The sequence below is a fragment of the Serratia sp. K-E0102 genome (genome assembly GCF_029962625.1).
GTDB classification, from domain to species: Bacteria; Pseudomonadota; Gammaproteobacteria; order Enterobacterales; family Enterobacteriaceae; genus Serratia; species Serratia sarumanii.
The window spans coordinates 1,590,961-1,604,623 of the sequence record NZ_CP124754.1 but is presented as its reverse complement, the minus strand read 5'-3'; the positions used below and the strand labels follow the sequence as shown (position 1 = coordinate 1,604,623).

The 13,663-nt window shown below is 60.3% G+C and carries 11 protein-coding genes; 8 read left to right on the top strand and 3 right to left on the bottom strand.

Annotated elements, in window-relative coordinates; translation table 11 throughout:
• Positions 1-5 precede the first annotated feature (5 nt).
• Complete coding sequence (gene apbC, locus SSARUM2_RS07710; protein ID WP_033646773.1) at positions 6-1,118, bottom strand: iron-sulfur cluster carrier protein ApbC; 1,113 nt, start codon at positions 1,116-1,118, stop codon at positions 6-8.
• A gap of 159 nt (positions 1,119-1,277) precedes the next feature.
• Between apbC and metG the strand changes: the two genes are divergently transcribed.
• The 8 genes from metG to sanA all read left to right on the top strand — a co-directional run bounded on the left by metG (position 1,278) and on the right by sanA (position 11,032).
• The gene (metG, locus tag SSARUM2_RS07705) at positions 1,278-3,305 is read left to right on the top strand and encodes a methionine--tRNA ligase (RefSeq protein ID WP_060421520.1); all 2,028 of its coding nucleotides are present in this window, start codon (positions 1,278-1,280) and stop codon (positions 3,303-3,305) included.
• Between the two features lie 222 nt (positions 3,306-3,527).
• Positions 3,528-4,595 carry a sugar ABC transporter substrate-binding protein gene (locus SSARUM2_RS07700; protein WP_060453202.1) on the top strand — a complete coding sequence of 356 codons (1,068 nt, stop codon included), beginning with the start codon at positions 3,528-3,530 and terminating at the stop codon, positions 4,593-4,595.
• A gap of 130 nt (positions 4,596-4,725) precedes the next feature.
• Positions 4,726-5,940 (top strand): MFS transporter, encoded by a 1,215-nt coding sequence (locus tag SSARUM2_RS07695; protein WP_282488649.1) that lies wholly within the window; start codon positions 4,726-4,728, stop codon positions 5,938-5,940.
• A 138-nt stretch (positions 5,941-6,078) separates the two neighbouring features.
• Complete coding sequence (locus tag SSARUM2_RS07690; RefSeq protein ID WP_033654965.1) at positions 6,079-6,486, top strand: CidA/LrgA family protein; 408 nt, start codon at positions 6,079-6,081, stop codon at positions 6,484-6,486.
• Positions 6,483-7,178: a CidB/LrgB family autolysis modulator gene (locus tag SSARUM2_RS07685; RefSeq protein ID WP_033646779.1), complete on the top strand. Its 696-nt coding sequence runs from the start codon at positions 6,483-6,485 to the stop codon at positions 7,176-7,178. The genes SSARUM2_RS07690 and SSARUM2_RS07685 overlap by 4 nt, the downstream gene beginning before the upstream one ends.
• A 137-nt stretch (positions 7,179-7,315) precedes the next feature.
• Positions 7,316-8,200 (top strand): cytidine deaminase, encoded by an 885-nt coding sequence (gene cdd, locus SSARUM2_RS07680; protein WP_049233460.1) that lies wholly within the window; start codon positions 7,316-7,318, stop codon positions 8,198-8,200.
• Positions 8,201-8,421: 221 nt separating this feature from the next.
• The gene (locus SSARUM2_RS07675; RefSeq protein ID WP_033637726.1) at positions 8,422-10,119 is read left to right on the top strand and encodes an NAD-dependent malic enzyme; all 1,698 of its coding nucleotides are present in this window, start codon (positions 8,422-8,424) and stop codon (positions 10,117-10,119) included.
• Between the two features lie 169 nt (positions 10,120-10,288).
• Positions 10,289-11,032, top strand: coding sequence for an outer membrane permeability protein SanA (gene sanA / locus SSARUM2_RS07670; protein WP_039566829.1), 744 nt, complete (start codon positions 10,289-10,291; stop codon positions 11,030-11,032).
• A gap of 64 nt (positions 11,033-11,096) precedes the next feature.
• On the opposite strand, the gene mglC is transcribed toward sanA, so the two are convergent.
• Positions 11,097-12,107, bottom strand: coding sequence for a galactose/methyl galactoside ABC transporter permease MglC (gene mglC / locus SSARUM2_RS07665; protein ID WP_004938953.1), 1,011 nt, complete (start codon positions 12,105-12,107; stop codon positions 11,097-11,099).
• An 11-nt stretch (positions 12,108-12,118) separates the two neighbouring features.
• Positions 12,119-13,627, bottom strand: a complete 1,509-nt coding sequence (gene mglA / locus SSARUM2_RS07660; protein WP_033637724.1) for a galactose/methyl galactoside ABC transporter ATP-binding protein MglA — start codon at positions 13,625-13,627, stop codon at positions 12,119-12,121.
• Between the last annotated feature and the right edge of the window lie 36 nt (positions 13,628-13,663).

The following is a 13,663-nucleotide window of genomic DNA, read 5'->3' as shown; positions in this document are numbered from 1 at the left end:
GCAGATTACAGCGCGCGGAACGCGATCTCCGTCGGGATCGCCTCGCCCTGCCAATACATCTGCGCAGCCACGCGGCCGGCCAGTTGACGATACATTTCGGCGAATTCGCTGTCCGGGCGGCTGATCACCGTCGGCGTACCGCGATCCAGGTCTTCGCGCAGCGAAATATGCAGCGGCATCTGCCCCAGCAGGCGGCTGTGGTATTTCTGCACCAGCTTCTCGGCGCCGCCGGTGCCGAAGATCGGCTCATGGTGGCCGCAGTTGCTGCAGATATGCACGCTCATGTTCTCCACGATGCCCAGCACCGGCACATGCACTTTCTCGAACATCACGATGCCCTTGGCGGCATCCAGCAAGGCGATATCCTGCGGCGTGGTGACCACCAGCGCGCCGGTTACCGGAATGTTCTGCGACAGCGTCAGCTGGATGTCGCCGGTGCCCGGCGGCATATCCAGCACCAGGTAATCCAAATCCGGCCACAGCGTATCCTGCAGCAGCTGCATCAGCGCCTTGCTGGCCATCGGGCCGCGCCACACCATGGCGTTGTCGTCGGTCACCAGATAGCCGATGGAGTTGGTCGCCAGGCCGTGCGCCATGATTGGCGCCATGTGCTGACCGTCCGGCGAAGTCGGCCGCTCATGTTCGGTGCCCAGCATGTTGGGGATCGACGGGCCGTAAATGTCGGCGTCCAGAATGCCGACCTTGGCACCCTCGGCGGCCAGCGCCAGCGCCAGGTTGACGGCGGTGCTGGATTTGCCCACCCCGCCTTTGCCGGAGCTGACGGCGACGATGTTGCGCACGCCTTTGATGCCGGCCTGGCCGTTGGCGCGTTTCAGCGTCGTGATGTCGTGTTTCAGCTTCCAGTCGATGGCGGAAGCGCCGGTCACGCGCAGCAATTCGGGGCCGACGCTCGCCTGCAGCGCCTCAAAACCGCTCTGCCAGGCAAACGGCATCGTCAGTTCGATATGCAGCACATCGTCCAGCAACGCGCAGTGATGAATGGCCTTCAATGCGGTCAGGTTGTTTTTCAACGTCGGGTGTTCAAAGGCGGCCAGTACACCGGTCACCAGGGCGCGCAGAACTTCGGGGTTGGTCTGCTCAGGGGATTTTGCGTTCATCCCGGCTCCTTGATTTTGAATGGGTAGCTTCCGGCTAAGCATATCAGAACTGCGCTGCCGCTGACGCATATAACCTGCAAGAAACCGCCCTAGCAGCGAAGGGCGCGATCGGTTAACATCGAAGGCCCTTTTATTCATTACAGAAAGCAAGTTCTCACTATGGCTCAAGTCGCGAAAAAATTATTGGTGACGTGCGCGCTACCGTACGCAAATGGTTCCATCCATCTCGGCCACATGCTCGAGCACATCCAGGCGGATATCTGGGTGCGTTACCAACGAATGCGCGGCCACGAAGTGCATTTCATCTGCGCGGACGACGCGCACGGCACGCCGATCATGCTGAAAGCGCAGCAGCTGGGCGTGAAACCGGAAGAAATGATCGCGGAGATGAGCCAGGAGCACCAACAGGATTTCGCCGGCTTTGGCATCAGCTATGACAACTACCATTCGACCCATAGCGATGAAAACCGCGAGCTGTCCACCCTGATTTACAGCCGCCTGAAAGAAAACGGTTTTATCAAGAACCGCACCATTTCTCAGCTGTACGATCCGGAGAAAGGCATGTTCCTGCCGGACCGTTTCGTGAAAGGCACCTGCCCGAAATGCAAATCGCCGGATCAGTACGGCGACAACTGTGAAGTGTGCGGCGCCACCTACAGCCCGACGGAGCTAATCGATCCGAAGTCCGTGGTTTCCGGCGCGACGCCGGTGATGCGCGACTCCGAGCACTTCTTCTTCGACCTGCCGGCCTTCAGCGAAATGCTGCAGGCGTGGACGCGCTCCGGCGCGCTGCAAGAGCAGGTGGCGAACAAAATGCAGGAGTGGTTCGAATCCGGCCTGCAGCAGTGGGACATCTCCCGCGATGCGCCTTACTTCGGCTTCGAGATCCCGGATGCGCCGGGCAAATACTTCTACGTCTGGCTGGACGCGCCGATCGGCTACATGGGCTCCTTCAAGAACCTGTGCGACAAGCGCGGCGATCTGGACTTCGACGAGTTCTGGCGCAAAGACTCCACCACCGAGCTGTATCACTTTATCGGCAAGGACATCGTCTACTTCCACAGCCTGTTCTGGCCGGCGATGCTGGAAGGCAGCAACTTCCGCAAACCGACCAACCTGTTCGTGCACGGCTACGTGACGGTGAACGGCGCCAAAATGTCCAAATCGCGCGGCACCTTCATCAAGGCCGGCACCTACCTGCAGCATCTGGACGCCGACTGCCTGCGCTATTACTACGCCGCCAAGCTCTCTTCACGCATTGATGACATCGATCTCAATCTGGAAGACTTCGTGCAGCGCGTAAACGCCGATATCGTCAACAAGGTGGTGAACCTGGCGTCGCGCAACGCCGGCTTTATCAACAAGCGCTTCGGCGGCAAGCTGGCCGACAGCCTGGCCGATCCGGCGCTGTACCAGACCTTCGTCGACGCGGCGCAGAGCATTGCCGATGCTTACGCCGGCCGCGAGTTCAGCCGCGCGATCCGCGAAATCATGGCGCTGGCCGATCTGGCCAACCGTTACGTGGATGAGCAGGCACCTTGGGTGGTGGCGAAGGAAGAAGGCCGCGATGCCGATCTGCAGGCCATCTGCTCGATGGGCATCAACCTGTTCCGCGTGCTGATGACTTACCTGAAGCCGGTGCTGCCTTCGCTGACCGAGCGCGCCGAAGCGTTCCTCAACGCCGAGCTCAGCTGGGACGCAATCCCGCAACCGCTGCTGGGCCATCAGGTGAACGCATTCAAAGCGCTGTTCAACCGCATCGATCTGGACAAGGTCAGCGAGATGGTCAACGCCTCGAAGGAAGACATGGCCGCCGCCAAGCCGGTGACCGGCCCATTGGCCGATGATCCTATTCAGGAAACCATCACCTTCGACGACTTCGCCAAGGTGGACATGCGCATCGCCCTGATCAAGAGCGCCGACTTTGTCGAAGGCTCCGACAAACTGCTGAAGCTGCAGCTGGATCTGGGTGGCGAATCGCGCCAGATCTTCTCCGGCATTCGCTCCGCGTACCCGGATCCGAAAGCGCTGGAAGGCCGCCTGACCATCATGGTCGCCAACCTGGCGCCGCGCAAAATGCGCTTCGGCGTTTCGGAAGGCATGGTGATGGCGGCGGGCCCCGGCGGGAAAGAGATCTTCCTGCTGAGCCCGGACAGCGGCGCGCAGCCAGGCATGCAGGTCAAGTAACCGCACCAGCGCGTTACATCAAGGGTCGAGCTTGCTCGGCCCTTTTTTAATGCCTCAAACCCAAGGTTATAAACAGTAAGAAAACGTCATAACCGCTCCGATTCCCTCGCCCGTCGTATCCCGCTATGATGCTCAGCAACAACAAATAGACGTCCAGACAGAAAGACTGCTATAACAGACCTTCACCGGGACCCTTTACCCGCTTTTTTGGAGCCTATAATAATGAAAAACCTCAAGACTTCACTGCTCGCCCTCAGCCTGCTGGCCGCCCTGCCGCTGCAGGCGGCGGAAAATGCCGCCGTGCCGGCCGCCATCGCTCAGCATCAGGGGCCGGTGCGCATCGCGGTGATCCGCAATCTCGGCTCCGACGACAACACCACGCAATTCTTGGCGGGCGCCATTCAGGAAGGGCGCAAGCTGGGCTTCAAGGTAGACACTTTCCTCAGCAACGGCGACGACGCGCGCTTCCAGGACTTCGTCAACCAGGCTATCAGCCAGAAATATGACGGCATCATTCTCTCGCAGGGGCGAGCCCCCTATTCCACCGAGCTGGTCAAACGCATCGCGGCGGCCGGCATCGCCGTCGCGGCTTTCGATACCGACGTCAGCGGCAGCGTTCCCGGCGTCACCGTCTCGCAGCAGGACGACGCTTCGCTGGCCAACGCCTCCTTCGGCCAGCTGGTGAAGGATTTCAACGGCCAGGCCAACATCATCAAACTCTGGGTGGCCGGCTTCCCGCCGATGGAACGCCGCCAGGCCGCCTATCAGCAGCTGCTGAAACAGCATCCGGGCATTCACGAGCTGGAATCGATCGGCGCGGTCTCCTCCGACGTGCAGGGCGATACCGCCAACAAGGTGGGCGCGGTGCTGGCGAAATACCCGAAAGGCAAGATTGACGCCATCTGGGGCACCTGGGATGCCTTTACCCAAGGCGCTTACAAGGCGCTGAAAGAGAACGGCCGCACCGAAATCAAGCTGTACAGCATCGATATCTCCAACCAGGACTTGCAGCTGATGCGCGAAGCCGGCAGCCCGTGGCAGGTCAGCGTGGCGGTGGATCCGAAACTTATCGGCGCGATCAACCTGCGCCTGGTGGCCAACAAGATCGCCGGGGAAAGCACGCCGGACAGCTATCAGTTCAAAGCGACGGTCATTCCGCAAGCGCTGCTGCTGGCGCAGCCGGGGCCGGTCAACGTCGCCGGGCTGGCGAAGATCATCCCCGGCTGGGGCAGCAGCAGCGATTTCGTCCAGCCGTGGTTCGCCACGCTGCAGGCCGAACACGGTAAATAGTGCTGTTTTTGACGAGGCTGGCGACGCAGCCTCTGTTTTTAACCTAATTATCGGCTTTCCCCTTCCGTCCTCGCCAAAATACGCTATGTTATCTGCATCGCCCATAACTGTATGCATAAACAGGCTTCGAATGAAGGGATTCCCCTCGCTGATCAACGTACTGCTGGCCAGTTCACTGGTGTTGACCATCGGCCGCGGCGTGACGCTGCCGTTCATCATCATCTACCTCACCGAGCATTTCCATCTGCTGCCGAAGAGCGTGGGCGTGATCCTGGGCGTCAGCCTGACCCTCGGCATCCTTGCCAGCCTGTACGGCGGCTATCTGGTGGACAAATTCAGCAAAAACCGCCTGATCCTGCTGTCGATTGTCTTGTTTGCGCTGAGCTTCTTCGCCATTCCCTGGATCCCGCGCCCCGGCGGCGTCATCGTGGTGCTGGCGATCCTGCATACCTGCTATTCGGTGCTGAGCATCACCATCAAGGCCTGCTTCGCCGACTGGCTGCCGGTCGAGCAGCGCATCAAGGCTTTCTCTATCAACTATACGTTGGTCAACGTCGGCTGGGCGATCGGCTCTGCGCTCGGCGTGCTGGTGGCCGGGCTTAGCCCGCTGCTGCCGTTTTATCTGTCGGGCGGGTTGGCGCTGGCGACGGTGGCGGCGCTGAGCCTGCGCTTGCGCGGCCGGGAACAGCGCCCGGCGCCAACCGCCGCCGCACCGGCGGCGCTCCCCAACTTCCGCCAGACGGTAACTATCCTGCGCAGCGATCGGCGGCTTATCTACTTCACTCTCGGCAGCACCCTGGGCGCCGTGGTGTTCGGTCAGTTCACCGGCTATCTGTCGCAGTACCTGATCACCGTCTCCAGCGCCGAGTTCGCCTACAAGATCATCGGGCTGGTGATGATCGTCAACGCCGGCATCGTTATCGCCCTGCAATACTTGCTCAGCCGCGGCATGCGCCAGGAAAACATGCTGCGCTGGCTGGTGCTGGGCACGCTGTTTTTCATCGTCGGGCTGCTCGGTTTCATGATGGCCGGCCAGGCGGTCTGGCTGTGGATGGTGGCGATGGCGGTGTTTACCCTCGGCGAAATCATCGTCATTCCGGTGGAATACATGTTCATCGACTTTATCGCGCCGCCGCATCTGAAAGGCAGCTACTATGGCGTGCAAAACCTCAGCGCGCTGGGCGGCGCCATCAATCCGGTTCTGAGCGGTATGCTGCTCAGCTATGCCGCACCGCCGTTGATGTTCGTGATGTTGATCGTTTGCGCGCTGCTTAGCCTGCTGTTTTTCTTCCTTGGCCATCGGCTGGCAGAACAGGCTGCGGCAACCGCCGAAGACGCGCGCTGAATCCGCGCGTAGCGGCCATTCCGGGCTGTCAACCCGCCGATCGGGCATGGCGCCCATAGCGAGAATTCATGGCGCGATCTGTGGCATGGCTCACAGTTTAATTGTATGATGAATGCATCGGTTAAACGGGAAAAGACAATGGCCAACGTGCTCACACTATGCTGGAAATACCTGAGGGCTCTGCTCCTCATCTACCTTTGTCTGTTCGTCGGCAACGCGCTGGCGGCGCTGCTGCCGTTCGCCATTCCCGGCAGCATTCTCGGCATGCTGCTGCTGTTCGCCCTGCTCTCTACCCAGATTATGCCGGCCAAATGGGTTAAACCCGGCTGCCATCTGCTGATCCGCTACATGGTGCTGCTGTTCGTGCCGATCGGCGTCGGGGTGATGAAATACTACGACCAGATCGTCGCGCATCTGGGCCCGCTGGTTATCTCTTGCCTGATCAGTACGCTGATGGTGCTGGTGGTGGTCGGCTATACCTCACATTATTTTCATCGCGAGCGCCGCATCGCCGGCAAACCCGACGACACGGAGGGTAACTCATGATCCATGAAATCTGGTGGTCGCTGCCGCTGACGCTGGCGGTCTATTTCGCCGCGCGCTGGCTGGCGCGCAAGCTGAATATGCCGCTGCTCAACCCGCTGCTGGTTTCCATGGCGGTGATCATCCCGCTGCTGCTGCTCACCGGCATCCCCTATGAGCGTTACTTCTTGGGTAGCAAAATCCTCAACGATCTGCTGCAGCCGGCGGTCGTCGCGCTGGCCTTCCCGCTGTATGAGCAGTTGCACCAGATCCGCGCGCGCTGGAAATCGATTATCGCGGTGTGCTTCATCGGCAGCCTGACCGCCATGATCAGCGGCGGCGCCATCGCCCTGTGGCTGGGCGCCACGCCGGAAATCGCCGCCTCTATCCTGCCGAAATCGGTCACTACGCCGATCGCCATGGCCGTCGCGGACTCACTCGGCGGCATTCCGGCGATCAGCGCGGTCTGCGTCATTTTCGTCGGTATCCTCGGCGCCGTGTTCGGCCATACGCTGTTCAACCTGTTGAAAATCACCACCCACTCGGCGCGCGGCCTGGCGATGGGCACCGCGTCCCACGCGCTGGGCACCGCACGCTGCGCGGAGATGGACTACCAGGAAGGCGCTTTCGGCTCGCTGGCGCTGGTGATCTGCGGCATCATCACCTCGCTGCTGGCACCGTTCCTGTTCCCGGTGCTGCTGCACCTGTTCAGTTGAACAGGGTGAAACTTGCGATACATCTCGCATTTATGTATCTCATTGCATTAATTTCATCAATTAAGAGACATTAATCACACTTTAATGTCTCTGGCCTGCCTAGAATGTTATCCCGTTAACCTGTAGAGAGACTTTCTATGCATCCGCGTTTTCACACCGCGTTCAGCGCACTGCCCGCGACACTGCAATCCGCCCTGCAGCCCTATCTGGACGCGCCTGACTTTCCGGCGATGTTCACGGCCGAGCAAGCGGCGGCGATCCGCACAGGCTGCGGGCTGGACGATGATGCGCTGGCATTCGCGCTGCTGCCGCTGGCGGCGGCCTGCTCGTTAACCCCGATATCGCACTTCCACGTCGGCGCCATCGCGCGCGGGCAAAGCGGCAACCTCTATTTCGGCGCCAATATGGAATTCAGCGGCGCGCCGCTGCAGCAATCCGTGCATGCGGAACAGAGTGCGGTAACGCACGCCTGGCTGCGCGGCGAAAAAGCGCTGGCCTCGGTCACCGTCAACTACACGCCGTGCGGCCATTGCCGCCAGTTTATGAATGAACTGAACAGCGGCGGCGAGCTGCAGATCCGTCTGCCGGGCCGCGCGCCGGCCACGCTGGCGGACTATCTGCCGGACGCCTTCGGCCCGAAAGATCTGGATGTCGCCTCGCTGCTGATGGACGAGGTCGATCATGGCCATCAGCTGGCGCTGAACGATGCGCTGGCACAAGCGGCGCTGGCGGCGGCCAACCGAAGCCACGCGCCGTACAGCAACGCCCACAGCGGCGTGGCGCTGGAAACGGCGGACGGCATCATCTACGCCGGCCGCTATGCGGAAAACGCCGCCTTCAACCCGAGCCTGCCGCCGCTGCAGGCCGCCCTGATCCTGCTGAACCTCTCCGGCGGCGACTGCCTGAACATCCGCCGCGCCGTGCTGGCCGAACCGCAGGAGGCGATCATCAGCCAATGGGACGCCACCCGCGTCACCCTGGCGGCGCTGGGCTGCCAAAACGTCAGCCGCGCCGCGTTCTAAGCGCTCAACGGCGGAGCCATCCGGTTCCGCCGCTAACAGCCCCGCCCGCCAAATACAATGCCCCGACGCCGCCAGAGACACTTTCTTTAGTTAAAAAATCATTTGATTGTCGATAATTACGCCAACCTGGTTCATCATCTGGCAACAAATGCTGTACATCTGCTCTTTATCTCTTAGGATCGTCGGCAATAAAGTTATCTGATACGTGAAGAGTAAAACTGATGGAACTAGAATACGAAAGCAAACGCCCGCTCTACATCCCTTACGCCGGCCCGATTCTGCTGGAATTTCCGCTGCTGAACAAAGGCAGCGCTTTCACCGAGGAAGAACGTAGCCACTTCAACCTGCACGGCCTGCTGCCGGAAGCGGTGGAAACCATCGAAGAACAGGTGGAACGCGCCTACCGTCAGTATCAGGATTTCAAGAACGATAACGACAAGCACATCTACCTGCGCAACATCCAGGACACCAACGAAACCCTGTTCTACCGCCTGCTGGACTCGCACCTGAGCGAGATGATGCCGATCATCTACACCCCGACCGTCGGCGAGGCCTGCGAGCACTTCTCCGATATCTATCGCCGCGCGCGCGGGCTGTTCATCTCCTACCCGAACCGCGATCGCATCGATGACATGCTGCAAAACGCCACCAAGCAGAACGTCAAGGTGATCGTGGTCACCGACGGCGAGCGCATTCTCGGCCTGGGCGACCAGGGCATCGGCGGCATGGGCATTCCGATCGGCAAACTGTCGCTGTACACCGCCTGCGGCGGCATCAGTCCGGCCTACACCCTGCCGGTGGTGCTGGACGTCGGCACCAACAACCCACAGCGCCTCAACGATCCGCTGTACATGGGCTGGCGCCATCCGCGCATCTCCGGCGAGGAGTACCACGCCTTCGTCGAAGAGTTTATTCAGGCGGTCAAACGCCGCTGGCCGAACGTGCTGCTGCAGTTCGAAGACTTCGCGCAGAACAACGCCACCCCGCTGTTGAATCGCTACCGCGATGAGATCTGCTGCTTCAACGATGACATCCAGGGCACCGCCGCGGTGACCCTCGGCAGCCTGATCGCCGCCAGCCGCGCCGCCGGCAGCCAGCTGCGCGATCAGACCGTCACCTTCCTCGGCGCCGGTTCCGCCGGCTGCGGCATCGCCGAGCAGATCATCGCGCAGATGAAGTCCGAAGGGTTGAGCGAAGACGAAGCGCGCGCCCGCGTGTTCATGGTCGACCGCTTCGGCCTGCTGACCGACAAACTGCCGAACCTGCTCGACTTCCAGAGCAAGCTGGTGCAGAAGAGCGACAACCTGGCCGGCTGGGAAACCGCCAGCGACGCCATCTCGCTGCTGGACGTGGTGCGCAACGCCAAGCCGACCATTCTGATCGGCGTGTCCGGCCAGCCGGGGCTGTTTACCGAAGAGCTGATCCGCGAGATGCACAAGCACTGTGAACGCCCTATCGTGATGCCGCTGTCCAACCCGACCTCGCGCGTGGAAGCCCGTCCGGAAGACATCATCAACTGGACCGACGGCGCCGCCCTGGTGGCGACCGGCAGCCCGTTCGCGCCGGTGAGCTATAAAGATCAGCTGTACCCGATCGCCCAGTGCAACAACTCCTATATCTTCCCCGGGATCGGCCTCGGCGTGCTGGCCTCCGGCGCCACCCGCGTCACCGACGCCATGCTGATGGCCGCCAGCCGCGCGCTGGCGGACTGCTCGCCGCTGGCCACCGACGGCCACGGCGCGCTGCTGCCGAATATCGACGATATTCAGGGCGTGTCGAAGTGCATCGCCATGGAAGTGGGTAAAGCCGCGCAGCTGCAGGGCGTGGCGATCGTCACCTCCGAAGACGCGCTGTCGAAAGCCATCGAACACAACTTCTGGCGGCCGCAATACCGCAGCTACAAGCGCACCTCGTTCTGAATGGCGCGCTGAAATGACCCAGCCCGGCTCCGCCGGGCTTTTTTGTGCGGCAAAAACGCCGAAAAATGCGGCGGCGCGCGTGCTTCAGGCGGTTCGCGTCTTGCGTAGGTCGGTCAGGTAAAGTAGCCTTGATCCATCTTTTTCAGCCCGGCGCGCGTAAGGCAACAACATGTGGAAACGCCTGATCATCAGCCTGTTCATCATCATTGCGGTGTTGATGGGTTCGGCTATTGCGCTCGATCGCTGGATCAGCTGGAAAACCGCGCCTTACGTCTACGACGAACTGCAGGCATTGCCGCACCGCCAGGTCGGCGTAGTGCTCGGCACCGCCAAGTATTACCGCACCGGGGTGATCAACCAGTACTACCGTTACCGCATTCAGGGGGCGATCAACGCCTATAACAGCGGCAAGGTGAAATACCTGCTGCTGAGCGGCGACAACGCCCAGCAAAGCTATAATGAGCCGATGACCATGCGCCGCGATCTGATCGCCGCCGGCGTGGCGCCGAGCGATATCGTGCTGGACTACGCCGGCTTCCGCACCCTGGACTCCATCGTGCGCACCCGCAAGGTGTTCGACACCAACGATTTCATCATCATCACCCAGCGCTTCCACTGCGAGCGCGCGCTGTTCATCGCCCTGCACATGGGCATTCAGGCGCAGTGCTACGCGGTGCCGTCGCCGAAAGACATGATGACGGTGCGCGCCCGCGAGATCTTCGCCCGCCTGGGCGCACTGACCGATCTCTATATCCTCAAGCGCGAACCGCGCTTCCTCGGCCCGCTGATCCCGATTTCCGCCATGCACACCGTACCGGAAGACGCCCAGGGCTATCCCGCCGTTTCGCCGGAACAGCTGGTCGAGCTGGAGCACAAGCTGAAAGAAGAGAAGCAGAAAGCCAAACAGCCCTGACGTGCAATGCCCAAAATAAAGGCCGGCATATTTTGCCGGCCTTGTCGTCTGTACTGCGGTAAATCTACTTCTTCTTGGCGTATTTCAACGAGTCCAGCGCCACGGCGAAGATGATGATGCTGCCCTTGATGATGTACTGCCAGTACGGGTTGATGCCGATATAGGTCAGGCCGTAGTTGATGACGGTGAAGATGATCACCCCGGTCACCACGCCCCACACCGTACCCACCCCGCCGGCGAAGGAGACGCCCCCCACCACGCAGGCGGCGATGGCGTCCAGCTCGTACATAAAGCCGAGGTTATTGGTGGCGCTGCCGATGCGCCCCGCTTCCAGCAGGCCGCCGAAGGCGTAGAACACGCCGGACAGCGCATAGATCATGATCAGGTTCAACGGCACGTTGACCCCGGACACCTTGGCCGCTTCCGGGTTGCCGCCGATGGCGAAGATGTTCTTGCCGAAGCGGGTCTTGGTCCACAGGATCCAGACGAATATGATGGCGATCAGCGCATAGAAGGTAATGTACGACAGCTTAAAGTCGCCGAAGCGCAAAAAGCCCTGGGCAAAGGTGGAGAACTTCGGATCGAAGCCCGCCACCGGCGAAGCGCCGACCGAGTCGTAATACAGCGAGTTGATGCCGTAGACGATGATCATGGTGCCCAGGGTGGTGATGAACGGCGTCACGTTGAGATAGGCGATAATCAGGCCGTTAACCAGGCCGATCACCGCGCCGACCGCACACACCAGCAGAATAACCAGGGGAATCGACCAGGTTTCCATGTGCGGAAACACCTTGTTGACGTTATCCATCGACTGCAGCAGCGTGGCCGCCACCACCGCCGCCAGCCCCACCTGCCGCCCGGCGGACAGGTCGGTGCCCTGGGTCACGATCAGCCCCGCCACGCCCAGCGCGATGATGATGCGCACCGAAGACTGCGTCAGGATGTTGCTCAGGTTCATCAGGCTGAGGAAAGTCGGATCCTGAATGATGATGATGGCCAACAGCACCAGCAACACCACGTAAATGCCGCCTTCCTTGAAATAGGTAAATAAGGTTTTTTTATTTAGCGCGTTCATAATTCCGATCCTTAAAGGTGCAGGGAGGCGAGACGTAAGATTTCATTTTGCGAGGTCTGTTTGGTGTTAACGATGCCCGCAACCTGACCATTGCTCATCACCAAAATACGGTCGGTTATCCCCAAAAGCTCCGGCATTTCGGACGAGACGATAATGATCCCCTTGCCCTTCTTCGCCAGTTCGGTCATCAGCTGATAAATCTCGAACTTGGCGCCCACGTCGATGCCGCGCGTCGGTTCATCCAGCATCAGGATCTCCGGCTGCGTCAGCAGCCAGCGGCCGATGATCACCTTCTGCTGATTGCCGCCGGACAGCGAGCCGATATGGGTGTGATGCCCCGGCGTTTTCACCCGCATGGCGTCGATCACCCACTGGGTGTCGCTCTTCATCCGCGCGTTATCCAGCAGGCCGAGCTTGTTTTTATAATTGCGGATATTGGAGATCAGCGAGTTGAAGCCCACGTCGAGGTAGGCGTAAATCCCGGTGGATCGGCGCTCTTCGGTCACCAGCGCAAAACCGTGGTTGATCGCTTCGTTGGCGCTGTGGTTATCGATCGCTTTGCCGTGCAGCTTGATGGTGCCCGCCACCTTTTCGCGAATGCCGAACAGCGTCTCGACGATATCGGTGCGTTTGGCGCCCACCAGCCCGGCGATGCCGAGGATCTCGCCTTGATGCAGATCGAAGGACACATCGCGGATCGAAGGTTGACGCAGCGACGTCAGGTTTTTCACCTCGAGGATCACCTCACCCGGCGTGTTCTGCCTGTCGGGGAAGCGCTGGCTGAGCGAGCGGCCGACCATCATGGCGATGATCTTGTCCATATCCAGCCCTTCCAGCGGTTGGGTGGCGATCCATTGCCCGTCGCGCAGCACCGTTATCTCGTCGCACAGCTGGAAGATCTCTTCCATCTTGTGCGAGATATAGACGATGCCGCAGCCCCGCTCTTTCAGCTTGCGGATAATGGTGAACAGGTGATTGACCTCTTTCTCCGTCAGCGAGGAGGTCGGCTCATCCATGATGACGATTTTGGCGTCGTAGGAAAACGCCTTGGCGATCTCGATCATCTGCATCTGCGACACCGACAGGTTGCCCACCTTTTCGCGCGGGTTGATGTCGATATCCAGCTCGTCGAAGATCGCCTGGGTGTCTTTGAGCATTTTTTCCTGATCGACGAACAGGCCTTTGGTCGGATAGCGCCCCAGCCACATGTTGTCCATCACGGTGCGCTGCAGCACCAGGTTCAGCTCCTGGTGCACCATGGAAACGCCGTGCTCCAGCGCTTCTTTCGAACTCTTGAAATCGATCTCCCGGCCCTGAAACACAATGCTGCCGCTGTCTTTTTTGTAAATGCCGAACAGGCATTTCAGCAACGTCGATTTACCCGCGCCGTTCTCCCCCATCAGGGCGTGAATCGAGTGCGGGCGGACGCGTAAATTGACATTGTCCAAGGCTTTGACGCCGGGAAATGACTTACAGATATCCGTCATTTCCAGCAAAAATTCGCGTGAGCTATCGGCCATAAATACACCTGGCTTAACTGTCTTGCAGTCGTAAAC